24 protein-coding genes are annotated in these 19,731 nt (G+C 65.0%); 20 read left to right on the top strand and 4 right to left on the bottom strand.

Annotation, left to right across the window (positions count from 1 at the left end):
• Window position 1 precedes the first annotated feature (1 nt).
• From CJD35_RS03115 to queE, 19 genes are all read left to right on the top strand, one after another.
• Window positions 2–2,077 carry a flagellar hook-length control protein FliK gene (locus CJD35_RS03115; protein ID WP_026002340.1) on the top strand — a complete coding sequence of 692 codons (2,076 nt, stop codon included), beginning with the start codon at window positions 2–4 and terminating at the stop codon, window positions 2,075–2,077.
• A gap of 27 nt (window positions 2,078–2,104) precedes the next feature.
• The gene (locus CJD35_RS03110) at window positions 2,105–2,728 is read left to right on the top strand and encodes a flagellar basal body-associated FliL family protein (protein WP_017182879.1); all 624 of its coding nucleotides are present in this window, start codon (window positions 2,105–2,107) and stop codon (window positions 2,726–2,728) included.
• A gap of 51 nt (window positions 2,729–2,779) precedes the next feature.
• Window positions 2,780–3,664: a flagellar motor switch protein FliM gene (locus CJD35_RS03105; protein WP_017182878.1), complete on the top strand. Its 885-nt coding sequence runs from the start codon at window positions 2,780–2,782 to the stop codon at window positions 3,662–3,664.
• A complete protein-coding gene (gene fliN / locus CJD35_RS03100; protein ID WP_026002339.1) occupies window positions 3,661–3,996 on the top strand; it encodes a flagellar motor switch protein FliN in 336 nt (111 codons plus the stop codon). The genes CJD35_RS03105 and fliN overlap by 4 nt, the downstream gene beginning before the upstream one ends.
• An 85-nt stretch (window positions 3,997–4,081) precedes the next feature.
• The gene (locus tag CJD35_RS03095) at window positions 4,082–4,345 is read left to right on the top strand and encodes a FliO/MopB family protein (RefSeq protein WP_026002338.1); all 264 of its coding nucleotides are present in this window, start codon (window positions 4,082–4,084) and stop codon (window positions 4,343–4,345) included.
• Window positions 4,329–5,228, top strand: coding sequence for a flagellar type III secretion system pore protein FliP (fliP, locus tag CJD35_RS03090; protein ID WP_017182875.1), 900 nt, complete (start codon window positions 4,329–4,331; stop codon window positions 5,226–5,228). The genes CJD35_RS03095 and fliP overlap by 17 nt, the downstream gene beginning before the upstream one ends.
• A 106-nt stretch (window positions 5,229–5,334) precedes the next feature.
• Entirely contained in the window at window positions 5,335–5,607 is a 273-nt protein-coding gene (fliQ, locus tag CJD35_RS03085) for a flagellar biosynthesis protein FliQ (protein ID WP_017182874.1), read from the top strand.
• Window positions 5,604–6,386 carry a flagellar biosynthetic protein FliR gene (gene fliR, locus CJD35_RS03080; RefSeq protein ID WP_026002336.1) on the top strand — a complete coding sequence of 261 codons (783 nt, stop codon included), beginning with the start codon at window positions 5,604–5,606 and terminating at the stop codon, window positions 6,384–6,386. The genes fliQ and fliR overlap by 4 nt, the downstream gene beginning before the upstream one ends.
• A 3-nt stretch (window positions 6,387–6,389) precedes the next feature.
• Window positions 6,390–7,526 carry a flagellar type III secretion system protein FlhB gene (gene flhB, locus CJD35_RS03075; protein WP_017182872.1) on the top strand — a complete coding sequence of 379 codons (1,137 nt, stop codon included), beginning with the start codon at window positions 6,390–6,392 and terminating at the stop codon, window positions 7,524–7,526.
• 7 nt (window positions 7,527–7,533) lie between these two features.
• Entirely contained in the window at window positions 7,534–8,679 is a 1,146-nt protein-coding gene (locus CJD35_RS03070) for a glycosyltransferase family 87 protein (protein ID WP_017182871.1), read from the top strand.
• Between the two features lie 56 nt (window positions 8,680–8,735).
• The gene (locus CJD35_RS03065; protein WP_086485763.1) at window positions 8,736–9,197 is read left to right on the top strand and encodes a hypothetical protein; all 462 of its coding nucleotides are present in this window, start codon (window positions 8,736–8,738) and stop codon (window positions 9,195–9,197) included.
• A 79-nt stretch (window positions 9,198–9,276) separates the two neighbouring features.
• Window positions 9,277–10,680, top strand: coding sequence for a flagellar filament capping protein FliD (gene fliD, locus CJD35_RS03060; protein ID WP_017182869.1), 1,404 nt, complete (start codon window positions 9,277–9,279; stop codon window positions 10,678–10,680).
• Between the two features lie 17 nt (window positions 10,681–10,697).
• On the top strand, window positions 10,698–11,093 hold the full coding sequence (locus tag CJD35_RS03055; protein WP_017182868.1) for a flagellar export chaperone FliS: 396 nt from the start codon (window positions 10,698–10,700) through the stop codon (window positions 11,091–11,093).
• A 204-nt stretch (window positions 11,094–11,297) separates the two neighbouring features.
• Window positions 11,298–12,494 (top strand): aspartate aminotransferase family protein, encoded by a 1,197-nt coding sequence (locus CJD35_RS03050; protein ID WP_095686791.1) that lies wholly within the window; start codon window positions 11,298–11,300, stop codon window positions 12,492–12,494.
• Window positions 12,495–12,600: 106 nt separating this feature from the next.
• Window positions 12,601–13,527, top strand: a complete 927-nt coding sequence (gene argF / locus CJD35_RS03045) for an ornithine carbamoyltransferase (RefSeq protein ID WP_017182866.1) — start codon at window positions 12,601–12,603, stop codon at window positions 13,525–13,527.
• Between the two features lie 21 nt (window positions 13,528–13,548).
• Window positions 13,549–14,508, top strand: coding sequence for an Hsp33 family molecular chaperone HslO (gene hslO, locus CJD35_RS03040; RefSeq protein WP_086485762.1), 960 nt, complete (start codon window positions 13,549–13,551; stop codon window positions 14,506–14,508).
• A 144-nt stretch (window positions 14,509–14,652) separates the two neighbouring features.
• Window positions 14,653–15,066, top strand: a complete 414-nt coding sequence (locus tag CJD35_RS03035) for a DUF3617 domain-containing protein (protein ID WP_017182864.1) — start codon at window positions 14,653–14,655, stop codon at window positions 15,064–15,066.
• A gap of 55 nt (window positions 15,067–15,121) precedes the next feature.
• A complete protein-coding gene (gene queC, locus CJD35_RS03030; RefSeq protein ID WP_017182863.1) occupies window positions 15,122–15,814 on the top strand; it encodes a 7-cyano-7-deazaguanine synthase QueC in 693 nt (230 codons plus the stop codon).
• A 13-nt stretch (window positions 15,815–15,827) separates the two neighbouring features.
• The gene (gene queE / locus CJD35_RS03025) at window positions 15,828–16,475 is read left to right on the top strand and encodes a 7-carboxy-7-deazaguanine synthase (RefSeq protein ID WP_017182862.1); all 648 of its coding nucleotides are present in this window, start codon (window positions 15,828–15,830) and stop codon (window positions 16,473–16,475) included.
• Window positions 16,476–16,481: 6 nt separating this feature from the next.
• Here the strand turns inward: queE and CJD35_RS03020 are convergent, their stop codons facing one another.
• From CJD35_RS03020 to lipB, 3 genes are all read right to left on the bottom strand, one after another.
• A complete protein-coding gene (locus CJD35_RS03020; protein ID WP_017182861.1) occupies window positions 16,482–17,177 on the bottom strand; it encodes a hypothetical protein in 696 nt (231 codons plus the stop codon).
• A gap of 74 nt (window positions 17,178–17,251) precedes the next feature.
• Window positions 17,252–17,530, bottom strand: coding sequence for a hypothetical protein (locus tag CJD35_RS03015; RefSeq protein WP_026002334.1), 279 nt, complete (start codon window positions 17,528–17,530; stop codon window positions 17,252–17,254).
• Window positions 17,531–17,578: 48 nt separating this feature from the next.
• On the bottom strand, window positions 17,579–18,274 hold the full coding sequence (lipB, locus tag CJD35_RS03010; protein ID WP_017182859.1) for a lipoyl(octanoyl) transferase LipB: 696 nt from the start codon (window positions 18,272–18,274) through the stop codon (window positions 17,579–17,581).
• Between the two features lie 80 nt (window positions 18,275–18,354).
• Here lipB and CJD35_RS03005 point away from each other — a divergent pair, with 80 nt between their 5' ends.
• Window positions 18,355–19,149 carry a DUF7847 domain-containing protein gene (locus CJD35_RS03005; RefSeq protein WP_017182858.1) on the top strand — a complete coding sequence of 265 codons (795 nt, stop codon included), beginning with the start codon at window positions 18,355–18,357 and terminating at the stop codon, window positions 19,147–19,149.
• On the opposite strand, the gene CJD35_RS03000 is transcribed toward CJD35_RS03005, so the two are convergent.
• Window positions 19,131–19,730 carry a GNAT family N-acetyltransferase gene (locus CJD35_RS03000; protein ID WP_095686790.1) on the bottom strand — a complete coding sequence of 200 codons (600 nt, stop codon included), beginning with the start codon at window positions 19,728–19,730 and terminating at the stop codon, window positions 19,131–19,133. The genes CJD35_RS03005 and CJD35_RS03000 overlap by 19 nt on opposite strands.
• Between the last annotated feature and the right edge of the window lies 1 nt (window position 19,731).

Raw genomic sequence — 19,731 nt, 5'->3', positions numbered from 1 at the left:
CATGAATATGATCGCCAGCCTCAAGGCGCTACTCTTCGCCAGCACGCCTGTTGGCGGGACCGGCAAGGCCGATACCTCAGCGGTGCCGGACGGCACGGCCGACTTTGCCGCGATGATCGACGCCGCCAGGCTCGCGCCAAACGGATCGCCCGCCGCCGCCAGTGATCCGCAAGGCCATGGCGCTCAGCCTTTGGCGATGCCCCAGACCAGCATGCCTGACCCCGGCGACAATGCGCCTCTGCCCGATGCCCCCGCCGTAAACGCGCCGGTTCCGACAGATGGCGACGCCTTGCCGCTTCCAGCCGCCGCCCCGGCGGTGCCGCCCAGCCCCAGCGCGCCGATCGCCGCCGCGCCGAAGCCGCACGCGCCAAGCCCGCTGCCCATCACCCAGCCATCCGACGATCCCCAGACGGCCCCGCCTGCACCGGCTGCGCCCATGCAGTCGGTGGCGCAACTGCTGGTCGCGGCGCACATCGCACCTACCGAGGCGGCCGTTATCGGCCCCCAGCAAACGCCAGCGCCCGCCATCGCGCCGTCCGACGCAATGCCTGGGACAGACACGGACGCGGAGCCATCCGACATCGACGCGGAGCGTCCGGAACAGCCCGATGCCCCGCCGCAACCGCCCGCCATGGCGACGATGCCGCTGCCTGCGGCACCTCTGCCCGCTACGCCCGTGTCGGATACGCCCGCCAAACCGGCCCCCAAGGCCGAGCATCATGCGATCCCGGAACAAGGCGCGCCAATGCCTGCGCCCGCGCCCGCTATCGCGCCGTCCGACGCAACGCCGGTGACAGACGCGGACGCGGAGCCATCCGACATCGAAGCTGCGCGTACGGAACAGCCCGACGCCCCGCCGCAACCGTCCTCCATGGTGATGATGCCGCCGCCTGCTGCGCCGCTGCCCGCTACGCCCCCGCACCAATCCCCTGACGCGCCGTCGGCTTCCTCTCCCGCCACGGTCCAGCCCGCCGTCGCGCCAGCCGTAACAATCCAGCCTGTCGGCGATCAACCGCAATCGATTGCCAACATGGGCGCGGAACAGCCAGCTGCTCCCATCGCGTCAGCGACGCCGACCGGAAATGCCGCTGATCCTGCTGCCGTGCCAGCTGCGATCGCGCCAGTGCCGGGGCAGGCCGCTCCGCTCGCGATCGCGCCCAGGCCGCTTGACGCCACGGCGACCGGAACGGTGACCGTGCCCAGCCCCATTCTTGCGCCCGATCCTGCGCCGACGCTTCCCGAACCCGCGTCGGACCCGGCGCCCATCATAAACGCCGCCAATATGTCCAGCTCACTGTCGGCCAGGGCAGAAGCCCTGTCGCTGCTCCAGCTTGCGCGTCAGCATATGGCCCGTCAGTCCGCGCCGTCGCCTGCGGCCGGGGGCGACACGGCACCCGCTGATGCACCCGTCGCCGCGATAACGGACGCGATGCCCAGAGCCATTGACCCCGCCGTCCCCGCGCCCGCCGCGCCGCCGCTGACGATCCCGACCGTCGCCCCCGCGCTTCCCGCGGTCGATCTCTCCGCCACGCTTGGCGCGCAGGTCGTCGACATGGGCGTGTCGGGCCAGTGGATCGATTCGCTGGCGCGCGACATTGCGGGCCTCTCCGCCAATGGCGCGCAGGGCCGGTTCCAGATCAGCAGCGACCAGCTCGGCCCGATCGACGTCAGCATCCGCCAGGGCATTGACGGCGCAGCGGTCAGCCTGACCGTCTCCAGCGACATCGCCGAAGCCGCCCTGCGACAGGACAGCGACCGGCTGCGCCTGGACGCGGGTCTGTCTGCCGTGCGCATCAGCGAGGTGAAGATCGAACGCGCGCCGCATGTCGGCGATGCGGCGCGATCCGACCCGTCGTCGCAGCAGCAACCCTCGCAACAGCAACAGGGCCAGCACAACGGCCCGTCCGCCAACTGGCGGGGCGCCGGACAGGGCACGGGCCAGTCGCAGCAGCAAGGCCGCTGGCAACAGCGTGAAAATATCGCACTCGCCCATAAAGCGGGCGGGGATCCGGCCGTTCTTAACCATGAGCAGACTGGTGATGCCGCCAGCCAAGCCATTCGCGCGCGCTATGCGTGACCAGCGCTATCCTGGGGGATATGAACGATGAGCGACGATCCTAAGGCCAAGAAGAAGAAAAAGGGCGGGGGCATGAAAATGATCCTGCTGATCGTCGTCGCCATGGTGGTCGGCGGCGCCGGGGCGGCCGGTGGTCTTTACGCCGCCGGTTTCTTCAGCCCCAAGGAAGAAGGGCCCAAGGAAGACCCCAACAAGCCCGTGCTGGTGCTGGCCGGCGAAAGCGCCGAGGAAATCGCCAAGGCCCATGCCGCGCCGCATGGTGAAGCCGCAGCGGCGGCCCATGGCGCGCATGGCAAGGGCATAGACCTGCCCGCGCCTGCCAACCCGGCCGCCTATCAGGCGACCTATTTCCAGCTTCAGACCCCCTTCACCTCCAACATGTCCGATACGGACGCCTTCGCCCAGATTTCGGTCGCGGTATCCACCTATTACGACCTGCGCGTGATCGACGCGATCAAGACGCACGAAATGGCGATCCGCAGCCAGGTGCTCATGATGCTCGCGCAGCAACCGGAGGAGATGCTGTCGACCCCAGAAGGCAAGCGGGCGCTCCAGGGCAAGATCAAGGGCATTATCAACGATATATTGAAGCAAAAAACGGGTTATGGCGGCGTTGATAACGTTTATTTTACCAATTTCGTTATTCAATAGGCCTGTCTGAAAGGTCGGGAAATCCCCTGACCCGAAGGGCAGGGGACCAAGATGGACGACGTTCAAACCTACGCCTTCGGGCGCGGGGAATCGCAGGCACCAATGATGCTGTCGGGGCTGGACCGGCTGGGCGAAAAGCTCGGCCGGCGCATCCGTGCGCTGGTGGAACCGATCTGCGGCGTGCGCCCGCAGGTGGAGGCGCAGGACGCGCAGCTGCTCGATTTTTCCGCCTGGTCCGCCCAGGTGCCCGCCTTTACCAGCATTTCCATCTACCGTGTGGCTCCGCTCAAGGGGCAGGTGCTGCTGCGCATGGACGCAGCGATGATTTCCACCCTGGTTGACTGTTTCTATGGCGGTATCGGCAATCGTCCCTTGCCCCCGCGCGGCGAATTCACGCCGACAGAGGACCGGCTGATTGCCCGGCTGTCTGAATCCCTCCTTTCCCGCCTGGTCGAGACATGGTCCGACATCCTGCCGCTGGAACCGGCGCTGATCGTGCGCGAAACCGGCGTCGGTTTTGCTGCCTCCGCCCAGCCGGGCGACCAGATGGTCGTCCAGCGCTTCATGATCGGCATCACCCGCGATCAGCTCTGGCCGGTCGATCTCGTCTTTCCGCTGGCCGCCCTGCGCGCCGTCGAACCGCTGATGGGCACCAGATTGCCCGCCGACGATGATCAGAAGGATCCCGTCTGGCAGGCGCGCATTGCCCGCCGCATGCGCGACATCCGCCTTCCCGCCCGCACCGTGCTGGCCCGTCCCAACCTGTCGCTCGCCGAACTGATGCAGCTCAAGGTCGGGGACGTCATTCCCGTCACCATCAGCCGCAGCCTGCCGCTGATCGTGGGTAACCGCATCGTCGCGCGCGGCAGCATCGGCGAACAGGATGGCCGCGCCGCCTTCCAGATTGAAAAGATTGTACAAGGACCCGACCAATGAGTGACATGAGCGAGGCCCCCCGCATGGAGCGTGGAGATGATCCGGTCGGGCGGATGAGCAATAACCATCAGTTCAAACTGCTGGCCGACATTCCCGTGCGCATGTCGGTGGAGGTCGGCTCCACCTCGCTGCGCCTTGCCGAAGTCATGGATCTGGCCGAAGGCTCGATCGTCGAACTGGACCGGCAGGCCGACGATCTGCTCGACATCATGGTCAATGGCGCGCTGATCGCCAAGGGTGAGGTGGTGACGGTCAATGGCCGTTATGGCATCCGCATCATCGACATTGCCGCGACCGAAAACCGGCTGGCCGGGATCGAACGGCGCGGTTGATCGCACGCATCGGATTTTACGCTTGCCTTGACGGCCGAAACTGCGGAACGCAGGGCATTAACCATAATCTGCGGGCGGCTTCATGATGGTCTGGTATTTCGTCAAATTGCTGATCCTCCTGCCGCTGGTCGGCGGCATGGCTTTTGGCGCGCTGTGGCTGTGGCGCAAATATCAGCCGGGCATGATCGGCGCGCAGGGCGACCGTTCGCTCAAATTGCTCGAAGCCCTGCCGATGGGGGCGTTCGGCAAGCTTGCCGTCGTGGAGTTTGAGGGCAAGAAAATCCTCCTCTCGGTCACCCGCGGCCGCATCGAAAAAATCGCGGAAGGCGATCATGTCCGTGTTCGCTGACTTGCTCCTGCTACCTGACAATCGCCACCCCGGCGAAGGCCGGGGTCCAGGGCGTTGGCGCGCAGCTTATGCCACCCCGGACTCCGGCCTGCGCCGGAATGACGGGATCAGAATTGCGCTGGCGCTGACGACCGCCTTTCTTGTGATCCTGCTCCTTTCCACTCCCGCCTTCGCCCAGGCCGCACCCGCTGCGCCGGTCGACAATGGCGGCGCATTGAGCCGCGCCATGGGTCAGATTTCGGGCGACGGCCGCTCGCTCTCGCTCAGCCTGCAAATCCTGATCCTCATGAGCCTGCTGACGGTGCTGCCGTCGCTGATCCTCATGATGACCAGCTTCACCCGCATCATCATCGTCCTCTCGCTGCTGCGGCAGGCGCTGGGCCTGCAACAGACCCCGCCCAACCAGGTGCTGCTGGGCCTGTCCCTGTTCCTGTCCCTGTTCGTGATGCGGCCCGCCATCGACCAGATCAACCAGCTGGCGTTCGACCCCTATGGGAAGGGGCAGATCAGCATAGAGGAAGCGGTCGGTCGGTCGGGCAAGGTGCTGCACGGTTTCATGGCCAAGCAGACGCGCGAAAGCGACCTCAAGCTGTTTGCCGGTCTGGCCGAAGCCCCGCCCTTCCGCACGTCCGCCGACATCCCCTTCACCATCCTGCTGCCCGCTTTCGTCACCAGCGAACTCAAGACCGCCTTCCAGATCGGCTTCATGATCTTTCTGCCCTTTCTCATCATCGACCTTGTCGTCGCCTCCACGCTGATGGCGCTGGGCATGATGATGCTGTCCCCAACCATCATCTCCATGCCGTTCAAGCTGCTCTTGTTCGTGCTGGTCGATGGCTGGGCGCTGACCATGGGGAGCCTGGCGGGGTCGTTCGCGACATGATTGGCGTGCTTACTCCCCTTCCGTTCGTTTCGAGCGAAGTCGAGAAACGGTTGTGCGCAGGTTTCTCGACTTCGCTCGAAACGAACGGCGTTGGGTTGCCCGGCTGATGGAAAACGCCGATTTCTTCATGGGCTTGGCCCAGCAGGCGCTCTGGATCACGGCGCTGGCCGCCGCGCCCATTTTGCTGCCCGCGCTGGTCGCGGGTCTGGTGATCGGCATGGTGCAGGCCGCGACTTCAATCAACGAACAGACGTTGAGCTTCATTCCCAAGATCATCGTCGTCGGCGGCATGCTGGCTTTGTTCGGTGGTTCGATCATGGTGCTGATCGCCGATTTCACCCGCGAGATTTTCGAGCGGATACCGGACCTGCTGCAATGATCGCACCGGGCTTCGCAGGAGTAGAGGCCCAGTTGTGGATCTGGCTGATCGCCATGATCCGCCCCGGCGCGGCCTTCATCGCGGCCCCGGTATTCGGCGCGCCCGCCGTGCCGCTGCAATTGCGCCTGATCCTCAGCCTCGCGCTCGGTCTTGCCGCGCTCAACACCGTCACCATCGTCCTGCCGCCCGATGGCATCGCCAGTTTTGAAGGCGTGATGATGGTCGCGGGCGAAGTGCTGGCTGGTCTCGCCATGGGGTTTGCGGTCCAGATCGGCTATGCCGCCGCTTTCGTCGCGGGGGAAACGATCGGCAACGCCATGGGCCTCAATTTCGCGGCGATGGTCGATCCGTCGTCAGGGCAGGGGACGCAGGTGGTGGGGCAGTTCCTCTCCATCCTGGCGACCTTCCTGCTGCTTGGCATGGACGGGCATCTGCTGCTCGCGGCCTATGTCGTCAAAAGCTATCAGGCGCTGCCCCCCGGCGCGGCGATGCTGTCCAACGATGCGGTCTGGCATCTGGTCGAATTTGGCGGCGCGTTGCTGGGCGCTGGCGTCACCGTCGCGCTGCCGGTCGGCTTCGCGCTGGTGCTGGTGCAGATCGTCATGGGCATGCTGGCGCGCGCCGCGCCCTCGCTCAACCTGTTCGCGGTCGGCATGCCGATGGCGATGATGGCGGGCCTTGTCCTGCTGGCGATTGCCGCGCCGATCATGGGCGAAGGGCTGACGGTCGCGCTCAAGGCAGGGCTGGATCATGCCCAGTCGATCGCGGAAGGGCGCTAGACCATGGCGGACAGTCCCGGCGGCGGCGAAAAGACCGAAAAACCGACACCCAAAAAATTGCAGGACGCCGCCAAGAAGGGCGACATTCTCCAGTCGCGCGAACTGGGCACGGCGCTGGTGGTGATGGCGGGTATCGGCTGGCTGGCGGTGACCGGCCCCTCGATGATCGACGCCTTGTCGGACATGCTGACACAGGCGCTCCGCTTCAGGCGGGACGATATTGTCGATTTTTCGCCCGCCGAACGCGGGCTGGACCTGCTGACCGGCATCGCCCTGCCGGTGGCTGGCGTCATGCTGGCGACCTTCCTCGCCGCCATCGCCGCGCCCGCCTTGCTGGGGTCGCTCGGGTTCCGCCCAGGCGCCTTCGCGCCCAAGGCGTCGAAATTGAATCCCGGCGCTGGCCTCAAGCGAATCTTCGGCACCCAGGGGCTTATCGAACTGCTCAAGTCCATCGCCAAGGTCGGGCTGCTTGGCAGCATCGGCGTGTGGATGATCTGGGACCGGCTGACCGCGATCATCGGTCTTGGCAAGCAGGGCATCGCACCCGCCATGGCCGACCTTGGCAATATGTTCATCCTGACCTGCCTGGTGATGGCGGGCGGTCTGTTCCTGATCGCCGGCATCGACGTGCCGGCGCAGATCATGCAGCGGGCCAAGCGGCTCGGCATGTCCAAGCAGGAAATCAAGGACGAGCATAAGGAAAGCGAAGGATCGCCTGAACTCAAGGGCCAGATCCGCCGCCGCCAGTATGAAACGCTCAATGGCTCCACCCGGCAGGCCGTGGCCGAAGCCAGCGTCATCATCACCAACCCGACCCATTTCGCCGTCGCGCTGCGCTACAAGCCCGGCGTCGATGCCGCCCCGGTCGTGGTCGCGCGCGGCAGCGACGCGATCGCCGCGGCCATCCGTGAACTGGCCGACCAGAATGGCGTGACCGTCCTCCAATATCCCGAACTCGCCCGCGCCATCTATTTCACCTCGCGCACCGGGCAGATCGTCAATGAAGGGCTCTACATGGCGGTCGCGACCGTGCTGGCCTTCGTATTCCGGGTCGAAAACCGCATGGCGAGCGAGATGGACCGGCCGTTCATCACGGTTCCTGAAGACCTGCGCTTCGACGCCGACGGCAAGAAGCATTAACGCCTCCATGGACAGGCTCCGCCTGCTATGGATCGGCGCGGGCCTTACGCTGCTGATATTCGTTCCGGCCTATTGTCTGACCCTGTCCTTGGGTCCAGCCATCCCCCGCGATGGCACATCGCTGGTCGTCGGGCGCGATTTCCTCAACATCTGGATGTATGGCCGCGCCGCCTGGCAGGCCGACCCGGCCCGCTATTATGACATGCCGACCTATCTTGCGGCGCTCGGCCCCGTGGTCGGCGCGGGCTATCCCGGCCAGCTCTGGTCCTATCCGCCCGTTGCCCTGCTGATCGCTGCCCCTTTCGGCCTGCTTCCCTATCTTCCCGCCCTGTCGCTGTGGACAGCGTGCGGCATTGTCGGCTTCACTGTCGCCCTGCGCCTATGGACCCGCGACTGGCGCATCATCGCGCTGCTTCTGGCCGCGCCCGCCGCGCTGATCGGCCTCATGTCGGGCCAGTTCGCGCTGCTGGCCGCCGCCATCCTGCTGGCCGTGCTGCGCTGGCGCGAAAGCCGCCCCTGGCTGGCAGGCGCGCTGGTCGGCCTGCTGCTGGTAAAGCCCCAGCTTGCCCTGTTGATCCCCTTGCTGTTCGTCGCGACCGGCAACTGGCGCGCCTTTGCCGCCGCCACCCTGTCCAGCGTCACGCTGGCGGGCGTCGTCGCGCTGATCTGGGGCATCGACATCTGGCACATCTATATCGCCACCGGCATCGCCAACCAGTCGCTGGTGCTCAGTGATCCCGATCATCTCGCCGGGCCGTTCATGCCCACCCTGTTCATGAACCTGCGCGTCATCGGCGTGCCCGTCCCGGCTGCGAGCGCGCTCCAGACGGCGCTGGCGCTGCTCGCCGCTATTCTGGTCTGGCTGCGTTTCCGGCAGCGCCCTGCGCCTGACGACCTGCGCGCCAATCTCCTGTTCCTCGCCTGCGCCGTTTCGGCCACGCCCTACATGCTCTCCTACGACACGCTGGCGCTGGCTGCCGTGGCAGTGCTGGCTCTGGCGGCGGGGGAGGGGCGAATCGGGCCATCGCTCGCCTTCTTCCTCCCCTTGCTTCAGATCGTCGCTGGCATGGCCGGGCTGCCGGGGCCGGGCCTCATCCCCATCCTTCTCGCCCTCCATCTGTCGGGCCAGCAAAAAAACATCGTGGTGAATTAAAGTTTAGCCGCACTCATCCGTAATCTCTTCACGGGGACGCATTATGATGGTGCGTCATGAACGACTATGGTTCACGCAGCGAAGTATCGCCGATAGACAGGGCCGCAACGCGCGCGCTGTCCCCGGTGCAGGCCGTCCCGCCTGCGTCGCTCGGCAGGTCGGGTCGCGAAGCGCCCGGCGCGCGTGGCGCCGCGTCGCAGGTCGACCTTGCCTCGATTGACGAGGATGTCGCCAGCGTTGCCGAATATGCCAAGGTTCATGTCGAAATTGCCGACATATTGGCCGACCTGCGATCAGCGACCAACCCGCCCAGCGTCGAAGCGGCTGCGGGCGCGATCCAGGCGCTGATGCCGGTGCCTATCATTCTGGTGCCGTTGCCGCCCGCCAGCAAGGAAGCGGTCGAACACGCCACCGTCATCGCCCGGCGTATGGTGGAACAGGCCGCCTATGCCAAGGCTGCTCAGGGCGCGATCAGCCGCGCCACGGTCGATCAGGTGCTGGCGTCCGCCAACGGATAATCCGCCCGGGACATCGCGCGAAAATCATTCCTAAAGGTCTTGCCGCTAGCGCCGTTCTTTCCTCTGAAAGGACGGCGCAATGGCATCGGTCACCTCCAATATCACCACCGCACTCGGCATTGGATCGGGCATCGACACCAAGTCGCTCGTATCGAGCCTGGTCGCCGCCACGCGCGATCCGAAGGAAAAGGTGATCACCGATCGCCAGAGCCTCAACAGCGCACGGATTTCCGCGCTGGCGTCTGCCTCCAGTTCGCTGGACACTTTTGCCGACGCGCTGACCACCTTGTTGTCGGGCACTGGCTATGCGGGGGTTCCCGCATCCAACGACACCAGCATTGCCTCGGTCAGCCCGCTGCCGGGGGGCGTGCCCAAGGGATTGCCCGCCCAGCTGGAAGTGCAGCAACTCGCTTCCGGCCGTACCCTGGCGTCGATCCCGGTGTCGGGCGCGACCGCCGCCAGCGCGGTCGGCGAAGGGGAACTGACGCTGACGGTCGGCGGCTCATCCGCTGCCATCACGATCGACGCCAGCAACAACAGCTATACCGGCCTTGCCGCCGCCATCAACGCATCGGGACTGGGCGTCACCGCGTCGGTCGTGACCGACGTGCAGGGGACGCGGCTGGTGATGAAGGGCGCGACCGGCGCGGCCAATGATTTTTCGCTGACCTCGGTCAGCGGCGATGATCTGGCTGCCTTCGCCTGGAATGGTACCGACAGCCTGACCATGGAGTCCAAGGCCAGCCCGCAAAATGCCATCATCAAGCTCGACGGGGTGGAGCAGCATTACGCCACCAACACCATCGACACCGCGATCGCCAATCTGCGCATCGACCTGAACAAGGCCGCGCCCGGCACCACCGTCACGCTGGCGACGACCGAGCCGACCACGTCGATGCGCGACCTGATGGTCGAATTTGTCGATGCCTATAATACGCTGGTCAAGGCGCTGAACACGGCCACGGCGACCGGCGCGGACTCATCGTCCGCAGGGGTGCTGAACGGCGAAGCCTCGATCCGCGACATGCGCCGCCAACTGTCCGCGATGACCTCCACGCCCTTGTCCGACACGGGCACCTACAGGACGCTGTCGGACATTGGCGTCGCCACCAATCGCGATGGCACGCTCAAACTTGATACCGACACGCTGGACAAGGCCATCGCGGCCGATCCTTCCGCGATCACGCAATTGCTCAACCCTGCGGTCGCGTCGGCGACCAATCCGGGGCTGGCGGGGCTGATGGACAGCGTACGGGACAAGATCCAGCTGAAGGACGGTTCCTTCGCGCAATCCCAGGCCAAATATAAGACCCTGGGCGAAACGCTGACCAAGCAGCTGGAAAAGCTCGACACACAGATGGCCAGCTACGAAGCGCAACTCACCAGCGTCTATTCCAAGATGGAAACGCGACTGACCGCGCTTAAGGCGACGCAGAGCTATCTCGATCAGCAGATTGAAATCTGGAACAACAGCAAGAATTAATCGGGGACGGCAGGACGATGTTCTACAATCAGGGTTATGCAGGCAATATGGCGGCGCGGCGCTATGCAGCGGTCCATTCGGGCAGCCGGACGGAAGGCGCGACCCCTCATGCGCTGGTCAAGATCTTGTTCGACGAACTGCTGATCGCGATGGAAGCGGCGGCGCTGGCGGAACGCCAGGGCGACCGGATGAAAGTATCCGACAAGCAGGCGCGGGCGATGTCGATCCTGTTCGCGCTCGAATCGAGCCTGGACTTCGACAAGGGCGGCGACATTTCCGTCGGGCTGGCGCAAATCTATCGCGAAGCGCGCCGCCTGCTGCTCGTCGGCGCCAAGGAAAGGTCGGCGGAGCCGGTCGATCAGGCGCGTGAACTGATCGCGGAAATCGCCGACGCCTGGAATCAGATCGGATAAGATGCGGCCTGTGACATGCGCGCTATCGCGCATTTTCAGGAATGCCAGCATGGTCTGACTGGCCCGTGTTGCGGGGTTGCACCCCAAACATGGCGTCTGTATAGGCGATGCTCGCAAAGGGCGGCCCGGCGGGGGCCGCCTTTTTGCGTTGTACCACCAGTCCTTCGTGCAAGGACGCGCATCAAGCCCAGAAAGGGAAGGCTCATGTCGATTACGCCGCTCATGCCCGTTTACCCCCGGTGCGATGTTCGTCCGGTGCGAGGCGAAGGTTGCTATCTGATCGGTGAGCGCGGTGAGCGCTATCTCGACTTTGCCAGCGGCATTGCAGTGAACCTGCTGGGGCATGGCCACCCCAGGCTGGTGAAGGCCATTGCCGATCAGGCCGCGACGCTGATGCATGTGTCCAACCTCTATGGCATGCCGCTGGGGGAAAAATTCGCGCAGAAGCTGGTCGATACGACCTTTGCCGATACCGTGTTCTTCGCCAATTCGGGTGCGGAAGCGGTCGAATGCGCGATCAAGACCGCGCGCCGCTACCATTATGTCAATGGCCAGGCGCACCGGCACAAGATCATCAGCTTCGACAATGCGTTTCACGGGCGGACGCTGGGGACGATCTCGGCCACCAGCCAGCCCAAGATGCGCGACGGGTTCGAACCGTTGCTGCCCGGCTTTGCCGTGGTGCCGTTCAACGATCTGGAGGCCGCGCTGGCGCAGATCGACGACAATACCGCCGGTTTCCTGCTGGAGCCGGTGCAGGGCGAAGGCGGCGTGACGCCAGCGACGCATGAGTTCCTGACCGGCCTGCGCAAGGCATGTGACGAACATGGCCTGCTGCTCATCCTGGATGAGGTCCAGTGCGGCTATGCCCGGACCGGCACCTTCTTCGCGCATGAACAATATGGCATTACGCCCGACATCATGTCGGTGGCCAAGGGCATCGGCGCAGGCTTCCCGCTGGGCGCCTGCCTGGCGACGGAGGAAGCCGCCAAAGGCATGGTATTTGGCACCCATGGCACCACCTATGGCGGCAATCCCCTCGCCATGGCGGCGGGTCTGGCCGTGCTGGAAGAGGTCATGGCCGACGGTTTCATGGATCATGTGAAAGCGATCGGCGCGCGCCTGCGCGCTGCGCTGGAACAGTTGATCCCCAATCATGACGGCCTGTTCCAAGACGTGCGCGGCATGGGGCTGATGCTGGGCGTGAAGCTCAACGACAGTGTCGAAGCGCGCGGCTTTGTCGCCCATCTGCGCGACAATCATGGTCTGCTGACCGTGTCGGCGGGGCAGAATGTCGTCCGAATCCTGCCGCCGCTGGTGATTGACGAAAGCCATATCGCCGAATGTGTCGAAAAGCTGTCCGCGGGCGCGCGCAGCTATGCGGAGGCCCAGGCGGCCTGATTTTACCTTCGTTCGCGCTGAGCCTGTCGAAGCGTCGTCTTTCTTCCGCAAGAAAGGAAGCGGCTTCGACTTCGCTCAGCCCGAACGGTCGAGGGGGTTGTTACCAATGACCAGACATTTTCTGAACCTGTCCGACGCAGGCGGCGATGCCATTGCCGCGATGATTGCCGATGCCATCGACCGCAAGGCCGCGCGGGCCAGCTGGCCCAAGGGCCGCGCCGATGCTGACGCGCCGCTGGCGGGCCACACGCTGGCGATGATCTTCGAAAAAAACTCGACCCGCACGCGCGTGTCGTTCGACATGGCGATCCGCCAGCTGGGCGGCACATCGCTGATCCTCGACGGCGCGACCAGCCAGCTCGGCCGCGGCGAGACGGTGGCGGACACCGCCCGCGTGCTCAGCCGCATGTGCGACGCGATCATGATCCGCACCGATGATCATGCCAAGATCGAGGAAATGGCCCATTACGCCACCGTCCCGGTCATTAACGGCCTGACCGACCTGTCGCATCCGTGCCAGATCGTAGCGGACCTGCTGACCGTGGTGGAACATGGGCTGGCGCTTCCGGGCGGCCAGTGGGCCTGGCTGGGCGACGGCAATAACGTCCTCCATTCGATTATCGAGGCGGCGGGCCTGCTGAAGTTCGACGTCCGCATCGGCGTGCCGCAGGGCTATGATCCCGATCCCGCTTTTGCGGCAGCGGCGCAGGCGCTGGGGGCCAGCATCACCCTGACCCGCGATCCCGTGGCGGCGGTGGCCGGCGCGGACGTGGTCGTGACCGATACCTGGATTTCGATGGGCCAGTCCCATGCGGAAGAAAAGCTGGCGGCGATGATGCCCTATCAGGTCACACCCGCGCTGATGGCAGGGGCGAAGCCGCAGGCCCGCTTCCTCCACTGCCTGCCCGCCCATCGCGGCGAGGAAGTCGTCGCAGACGTGATCGACGGCCCCCAGTCGCTGATCTGGGACGAAGCGGAAAACCGCATCCATGGCCAGAAGTCGGTCCTGCTCTGGGCGCTTGGAAAGCTCTAGAGCCGCCCTATATTCGGGTGAATGCATTGCCGCCCGATCCCGCAACCGGGGTCGGGCGGATCACAAGGAATCGTCATTCTGCCTCCTCATATCGACCATGCCATCGGCTTCACCATTCCGTCGCGTCATGCGCGCGGGCGAATCGTGCGGCTGGGGCCGGTGCTGGATCAGGTTCTGGCCGCCCACGCCTATCCCCCGCCGATCGAGCGGCTGCTGGCGTCGGCGCTGGTGCTTGCCGCGTTGCTGGGCAGCACGCTCAAGCAGGCGGGCGGGCAGCTGACGCTACAGGCGCAGACCGAAACCGGCGTCGTCCGGCTGCTGGTCGCTGACTATAAGAATGGCGAACTGCGCGGCTATGCCAAGTTCGACGCTGACCGGCTGGCCGAGCTTGGCCCGGACCCGACGCTGTTCGGCCTGTTCGGCAAGGGCTATCTCGCCATCACGTTCGACCAGTCGCTCACCGGCGAACGCTATCAGGGCATCGTGCCGCTTGACGGCGAAACGCTGGCCGATGCGGCGGAACAATATTTCTTCCAGTCCGAACAGATCCCCAGCATCATTCGCATGGGCACCCGCCATGACGCGGGGCAGGGCTGCATCGCCGGGGGCATGCTGATCCAGCATCTGCCGGAAGGCGAAGTGGGGCGGGAACGGCTGCATGTCCGTCACGATCACCCGGAATGGGAGCATGTCCAGGCATTGGGCATCACATTGGGCCAGGCGGAACTGACCGACGAGACGCTGCCGCTGACCGACATCGTCTGGCGCCTGTTCCATGAGGAGCCCGAAGTACGGGTCATGGAGCCGTCGCCGCTGGCCAAGGGCTGCCGCTGCGACATCGCCCATATCCGTGACGTGATCGGCCGCTTTCCGGCGGAAGAGCGGGTCGAAATGGCGGGCAGCGATGGCATTATCGGGGTCGATTGCGCTTTTTGCTCGCGCATTTTCCCGCTCGCGCTCGACAGTTTTACGGCGCATTGAGCGGATCGTTACGCTAACGACATTTGTAATTTGGGCAAACTTGCCCGCGCGCGCTATCAAAATGCCGCAATTGGGCTTCATCTGTCGGGTAGGCGGATTGCGGCCCATCGGGCGCGTAATCCATGGCGGGACATAGGTAATATCATGGCAAGGAACGGACTGCGGACGCTGGCCGTCGCGGCGGCGATGATGACGGGGAGTTGGGCCGGAGCTGCCCAGGGCCCGTCGCTCGCGGCGCTGCGTCCGTTGCAGCCTGGCCAATGGGAATTGCACGAACGCGGGGAGGGCAGCGAAGACGGCCAGACCCGCAAGCTGTGCATCACTGATCTGCGCCAGTTGCTTCAGGTCCGCCATGGCCGCACGCTGTGCCGCAGCTTCGTGGTCAGCGACGCCCCGACCATGGCGACCATCACCTATGATTGCGCCGCTGCGGGCAATGGCCGCACCGACCTGCGCGTCGAAACGCCCCGGCTGGTCCAGATCAATTCGCAGGGGATTGCCGATGGCGCCCCCTTCGCCTTTGCAATGGAAGCCCGGCGCATCGGCGACTGCCAGTAATCGGACCATGATTGCGCCGCTTGCACTGGCGCGTCACGGGCGGTAGCGCGGGGCCATGGGTTCCAATGAACGAAAATTCGCCGTCGTCCTGCTGTCGGGCGGCCTTGATTCGATGGTCGCGGGCGGCCTGGCGCGGGAAGCCGGCTATCATCTGCTGGCCCTGTCGATCGACTATAACCAGCGCCATCGCGTCGAACTGCGCGCGGCCGGACGAGTGGCGCAGGCGCTCAACGCCATGCGCCACATCGTCCTCCCGCTCGATCTGACGGCGTTTGGCGGGTCGGCACTGACGGCCGACATCGCTGTGCCAAAGGGCGGGGTGGGTGACGATATTCCCGTCACCTATGTGCCCGCCCGCAACACCATCTTCCTGTCGCTGACGCTGGGGCTGGCCGAAGTGGCCGGGGCCAGCGACATTTTCATCGGCGTTAACGCGCTCGACTATTCGGGCTATCCCGATTGCCGCCCCGAATTTATCGACGCCTTCCAGACCATGGCGGCCCTCGCGACCAAGGCGGGGGTGGAGGGCCATCCGATTCGCATCAACGCGCCGCTGCAACATATGAGCAAGGCGGACATCGTGCGTGAAGCGCATCGTCTGGGGCTGGATGCCGGGGTCAGCTGGTCCTGCTATGATCCCACCCCGGACGGCAAGCATTGCGGCCTGTGCGACAGTTGCCGTCTGCGGTCCAAGGGGTTTGAGGAAGCTGGCCTGCCCGATCCCACCATCTACGCCGCCCGGCCCTGAACGGCGGCGGACGATGAGCTATGCCGTCAAGGAAATGTTCCTGACCCTGCAGGGGGAAGGGGTGCAGGCCGGGCGGCGCGCGGTATTCCTGCGCTTTGCCGGCTGCAACCTGTGGAGCGGGCGCGAACAGGATCGCGCGCAGGCGATCTGCCGATTTTGCGACACCGATTTCGTCGGGACCGACGGCGATGGCGGCGGCAAATTCGCCGATGCCGATGCGCTGGCCGATGCAGCCCTGGCTTTCTGGTGCGCGGGCGATGCTGGCCGCTACATCGTCCTGACCGGCGGCGAGCCGATGTTGCAGGTCGATGATGCGCTGGTTGACGCGCTCCACGCCCGCGGCTTCACCATCGCGATCGAAAGCAACGGCACGCTGGCCGTCCATCCCGGCATCGACTGGATTTGTATCAGTCCCAAGGCTGGCAGCGATGTCGTTCAGCGCGAAGGCCATGAATTGAAGCTGGTCTGGCCCCAGCCCGGTGGCGGACACAGCATTGCCGATGTGGCGGCGATGGAGCAATGGGCCTTCGCCCATCATCTGCTTCAGCCGCTCGATGATCCTCATGCACAGGATAATGCCCGCGCTGCGATCGCGCTGGTCATGGATCGCCCACGCTGGCGGCTGACGGTGCAGGCCCATAAATATCTGGGCCTGCGGTAACGCCGGTCAGGGCTGCGCCTCGCCCTTTTGCGCATTCCATTGCTGCTGGCACTCGGGCTGCAAAACGCCCTTCTTCCAGCAATTGGCGGCCAGGGAGGGCATGGCGACCCTATAGTCGTAGCCGGGCGATCCATAATATTGCTCGCCCGCGACCACGAGCGACTTCTTGATCGAGGCCAGCCCATTGCGCGCCACTTCATGCAGAGTGCCGCGATCGGCGAAGATCGCCTGCCGCCCGACCACAGTGGCCGCCTGGCAAAAGCCCTTTTGCGCCTGCACGGTCGAATAGCCCGAATAGATGCGCGTGCCATATTGGTCGGACGCGGCCTGTCCGGGCCGTCCCTTGCCCACGGTCCGCTGGAAATAGCCCAATAGCACGGACTGCGCCGAATCGAGTTCCGCGTCGTGATGGGCGATCATCGCGTTATAGTTGCTGATCGCCAGGAGCGTCGGTTCGAACTGGCATTGCAATGCGGCGATATTGAGCGCCGCGCGCAGGTTCCACACCAGCCCGGCCTTGATCTCCGCCGCCGTCGCGCCGGGCAGGCCCATCGCGGTCGCGGCGGCCGCATCGGTCAGCGGCGGGGCCGACAGGTCGGGCGGCGACCAGAAAAACTGCGCGGCGGCGGGCTGCGCCATCATCGGCGCGGCGGCCAGCACGAAACCCGCAAGGATAGGGCGCAACGAGGAACGGAAGCTCATGAAACGATATTCTCCAAAGGGACGTCCTGCATCCCCCACCTATTCTCTCGACAAACTATATCAGGGCTGAACCGTCACTGATCGGCCAGAACCTCCGCATCTTCGGCCTGCGCCTTTTGCTCGGCTGGCTTGGGACGAGCGGCCGCCGCATTGTCGGCTGCATTGCTATTCGGCATCGCGACCGCCGTGCCTTCGCTCTGCACCCCGTCCAGATCGGTCATGGCATCGGTCGCAGTGCCGTCCACCACTTCCATATCCTTCATCTCGACCTTGTTGCCGCCCTTGTCGGCACTGCCACACGCGGCAAGCGCAAACAGCATGGCGAAAGCTACGGTCATTGCGTTACGGCGCATCCAGGTCTCCTTCAGGCCCGGCAGCCTCGCCCGGCGAAAGGCCAGACCCTAGCGGCCCGTTCCGCATTGCTCAACCCCCGTGCCGCATCGGCCCAAGCGATTGAGAAAAGCAGGGAAATGCGCCCGTAAAGCATCGTCCAGCGCGGCCATGGAGGCGCTGCCGCCCAATGCTGCGATGCTGGTGACGGGATATTCGCTGATCCCGCATGGCACGATGCCGGTAAAATGGGTCAGGTCTGGATCGACATTGATCGAAAAGCCGTGGAGCGTCACCCAGCGCCGCACCCGAATGCCCAGCGCGCCGATCTTCGCTTCCCGCCCGTCGCGGTCGTCGGTCCAGATGCCGATCCGCCCTTCCGCTCGCCGCGCGGCAATGCCCAGATCGCCCAATGCCGCGATCATCCAGCCTTCGAGGTGATGGACGAAATTGCGGACATCCTTGCCGCGTTTGCCAAGGTCGATATTGAGATAGCCGATCCGCTGCCCCGGCCCATGATAAGTATAACGCCCGCCGCGCCCGGCATCATGGACCGGAAAGCGCGGGTCGATCAGTTCCGCCGGATCGGCGCTCGTCCCGGCGGTGTAGAGCGGCGGATGCTCGATCAGCCAGACCCGCTCGTCCGCTTCGCCCGCATGGATCGCGGCGGCGCGCGCCTCCATGTCCGCCAGCGCTTGCGGGTAAGCGACAGGCGATCTGTCCACGCGCCATTCGACGTCAGGGGGAAAGGGCAAAATTTGGCTCATGACCCTTCCTTGACTTGGGCCGGGCGAGCGATCAAGTCTCGACCCGGTTTTACGCAGCGATCAGGCAGGCAGTTCAAGATATGGCAACGATGTCCATTGGCAAGGCATGGGAGGAGGCCGTGGCCTTCGTCGCGCGCGAAGCCACGCTGCTTTTCCCCGTCGCGCTGCTGTTCGTGGCGCTGCCGGGCCTGATCCTGCAGGAAATGACCCCGCCGGAACTCGCCGCCTGGTCGCTTTCGCCCACCGCATCGACCATGCCTGCGGTTCCCCTCAGCTACTGGCTGGGACTGATAGTGGCGGTCCTTCTGGTCTGGTTCGGATCGCTCACCCTGTTCGCGCTGGCCCTGCGTCCCGGCATCAGCGTCGGCGAAGCGCTGCGCCTGGGCCTCAATCGCCTGCCCGTATTGATCGGTACGGCCCTGGTGGTGATCGGGGCGCTGATGGCGGCTGCGATGGTGCTGGTTACCGTCATGATCCTGCTGTCGCTGGTGTCGAAGCCGCTGGCAGCGGGCGGCGGGGTTCTGTTGGGATTCGGGCTGGTCGGGCTGGCGCTCTTCGCCAGTATCCGGCTGATGCTGCTCAATCCGGTCGTGATTGACGGCAGCGCTGGCGTCATGCCCTCGCTGCGTCAGTCATGGTCGCTCACGCGCGGTCATTTCTGGCGGCTGCTGGCCTTCATTCTCATCACCCTGATTGTGTCGGCGATCGCCAGCACGGCGGCGCAGGCGATCTTCGGTCTGATCGGCGGCCTCATCGGCGGCGCGGAAGCCGCGCGGCTGATCGGCGGAGTCGCTGGCGCTGCCATTTCGACAGCCATCCAGGTCTATATGCTGGTCATGATCGCCCGCCTCTATCGTCAGGCGTTGGCGGACTGATCCAGCAACGGCACATGCGGCGCACAGTCGCGCGGTAAAATACCGGCGAGGCGCGGGTCGGCGAATGTCTCGATCTCGCGCCTGGTCGGGACGAACCCGGCCTTGATATAGAATCCCAGCGCTGCGGGACTATCTAGCGTGCAGGTGTGGACCCAGAATCGCTCCACCCCCTTGCGCCCTGCCAGCGCCTTGGCCTGCGCCATCAGCCATTTGCCATGGCCCTTGCCGTTCAGTTGCGGCACCAGCCCGAAAAAGGTCAGTTCGCAATCGGGCATCGCGCGGAAGTCCAGCTCCAGCAATCCGACCTCGATCCCGCGTGGATCAGCAACGGCGTAAATCTCGACCATCGGATCATGGATGATCGCGGCGAGCGATTCGTCGCTCATCACCAGCCGTGAAAACCACAGCCATGGTTCGCCCACCCGGCGAAACAGGGCGCGATAGGTATCGATCTTCGGCGCCTTCCATCGCACCAGTTGCAGCGGGGCGGGTGGAATCGGCGCGGGGCGGGGGCGCGCCCGCATTTCCAGATGAGTGACGACCGCCGCCACCATCCCCGGCTCGACCGGGATCGACACCATC

The organism is Sphingobium xenophagum (genome assembly GCF_002288285.1).
Lineage (GTDB): Bacteria > Pseudomonadota > Alphaproteobacteria > Sphingomonadales > Sphingomonadaceae > Sphingobium > Sphingobium xenophagum.
The sequence above is the reverse complement of the archived record's forward strand: the minus strand, read 5'-3'. Positions and strand labels throughout refer to the sequence as shown.

Coding starts and splice junctions, on each gene's coding strand:
- CJD35_RS03115 (WP_026002340.1), top strand. CDS start 2: ATGAATATGATCGCCAGCCTCAAGGCGCTACTCTTCGCCAGCACGCCT.
- CJD35_RS03110 (WP_017182879.1), top strand. CDS start 2,105: ATGAGCGACGATCCTAAGGCCAAGAAGAAGAAAAAGGGCGGGGGCATG.
- CJD35_RS03105 (WP_017182878.1), top strand. CDS start 2,780: ATGGACGACGTTCAAACCTACGCCTTCGGGCGCGGGGAATCGCAGGCA.
- fliN (WP_026002339.1), top strand. CDS start 3,661: ATGAGTGACATGAGCGAGGCCCCCCGCATGGAGCGTGGAGATGATCCG.
- CJD35_RS03095 (WP_026002338.1), top strand. CDS start 4,082: ATGGTCTGGTATTTCGTCAAATTGCTGATCCTCCTGCCGCTGGTCGGC.
- fliP (WP_017182875.1), top strand. CDS start 4,329: ATGTCCGTGTTCGCTGACTTGCTCCTGCTACCTGACAATCGCCACCCC.
- fliQ (WP_017182874.1), top strand. CDS start 5,335: ATGGAAAACGCCGATTTCTTCATGGGCTTGGCCCAGCAGGCGCTCTGG.
- fliR (WP_026002336.1), top strand. CDS start 5,604: ATGATCGCACCGGGCTTCGCAGGAGTAGAGGCCCAGTTGTGGATCTGG.
- flhB (WP_017182872.1), top strand. CDS start 6,390: ATGGCGGACAGTCCCGGCGGCGGCGAAAAGACCGAAAAACCGACACCC.
- CJD35_RS03070 (WP_017182871.1), top strand. CDS start 7,534: ATGGACAGGCTCCGCCTGCTATGGATCGGCGCGGGCCTTACGCTGCTG.
- CJD35_RS03065 (WP_086485763.1), top strand. CDS start 8,736: ATGAACGACTATGGTTCACGCAGCGAAGTATCGCCGATAGACAGGGCC.
- fliD (WP_017182869.1), top strand. CDS start 9,277: ATGGCATCGGTCACCTCCAATATCACCACCGCACTCGGCATTGGATCG.
- CJD35_RS03055 (WP_017182868.1), top strand. CDS start 10,698: ATGTTCTACAATCAGGGTTATGCAGGCAATATGGCGGCGCGGCGCTAT.
- CJD35_RS03050 (WP_095686791.1), top strand. CDS start 11,298: ATGTCGATTACGCCGCTCATGCCCGTTTACCCCCGGTGCGATGTTCGT.
- argF (WP_017182866.1), top strand. CDS start 12,601: ATGACCAGACATTTTCTGAACCTGTCCGACGCAGGCGGCGATGCCATT.
- hslO (WP_086485762.1), top strand. CDS start 13,549: ATGCATTGCCGCCCGATCCCGCAACCGGGGTCGGGCGGATCACAAGGA.
- CJD35_RS03035 (WP_017182864.1), top strand. CDS start 14,653: ATGGCAAGGAACGGACTGCGGACGCTGGCCGTCGCGGCGGCGATGATG.
- queC (WP_017182863.1), top strand. CDS start 15,122: ATGGGTTCCAATGAACGAAAATTCGCCGTCGTCCTGCTGTCGGGCGGC.
- queE (WP_017182862.1), top strand. CDS start 15,828: ATGAGCTATGCCGTCAAGGAAATGTTCCTGACCCTGCAGGGGGAAGGG.
- CJD35_RS03020 (WP_017182861.1), bottom strand. CDS start 17,177: ATGAGCTTCCGTTCCTCGTTGCGCCCTATCCTTGCGGGTTTCGTGCTG.
- CJD35_RS03015 (WP_026002334.1), bottom strand. CDS start 17,530: ATGCGCCGTAACGCAATGACCGTAGCTTTCGCCATGCTGTTTGCGCTT.
- lipB (WP_017182859.1), bottom strand. CDS start 18,274: ATGAGCCAAATTTTGCCCTTTCCCCCTGACGTCGAATGGCGCGTGGAC.
- CJD35_RS03005 (WP_017182858.1), top strand. CDS start 18,355: ATGGCAACGATGTCCATTGGCAAGGCATGGGAGGAGGCCGTGGCCTTC.
- CJD35_RS03000 (WP_095686790.1), bottom strand. CDS start 19,730: ATGGTGTCGATCCCGGTCGAGCCGGGGATGGTGGCGGCGGTCGTCACT.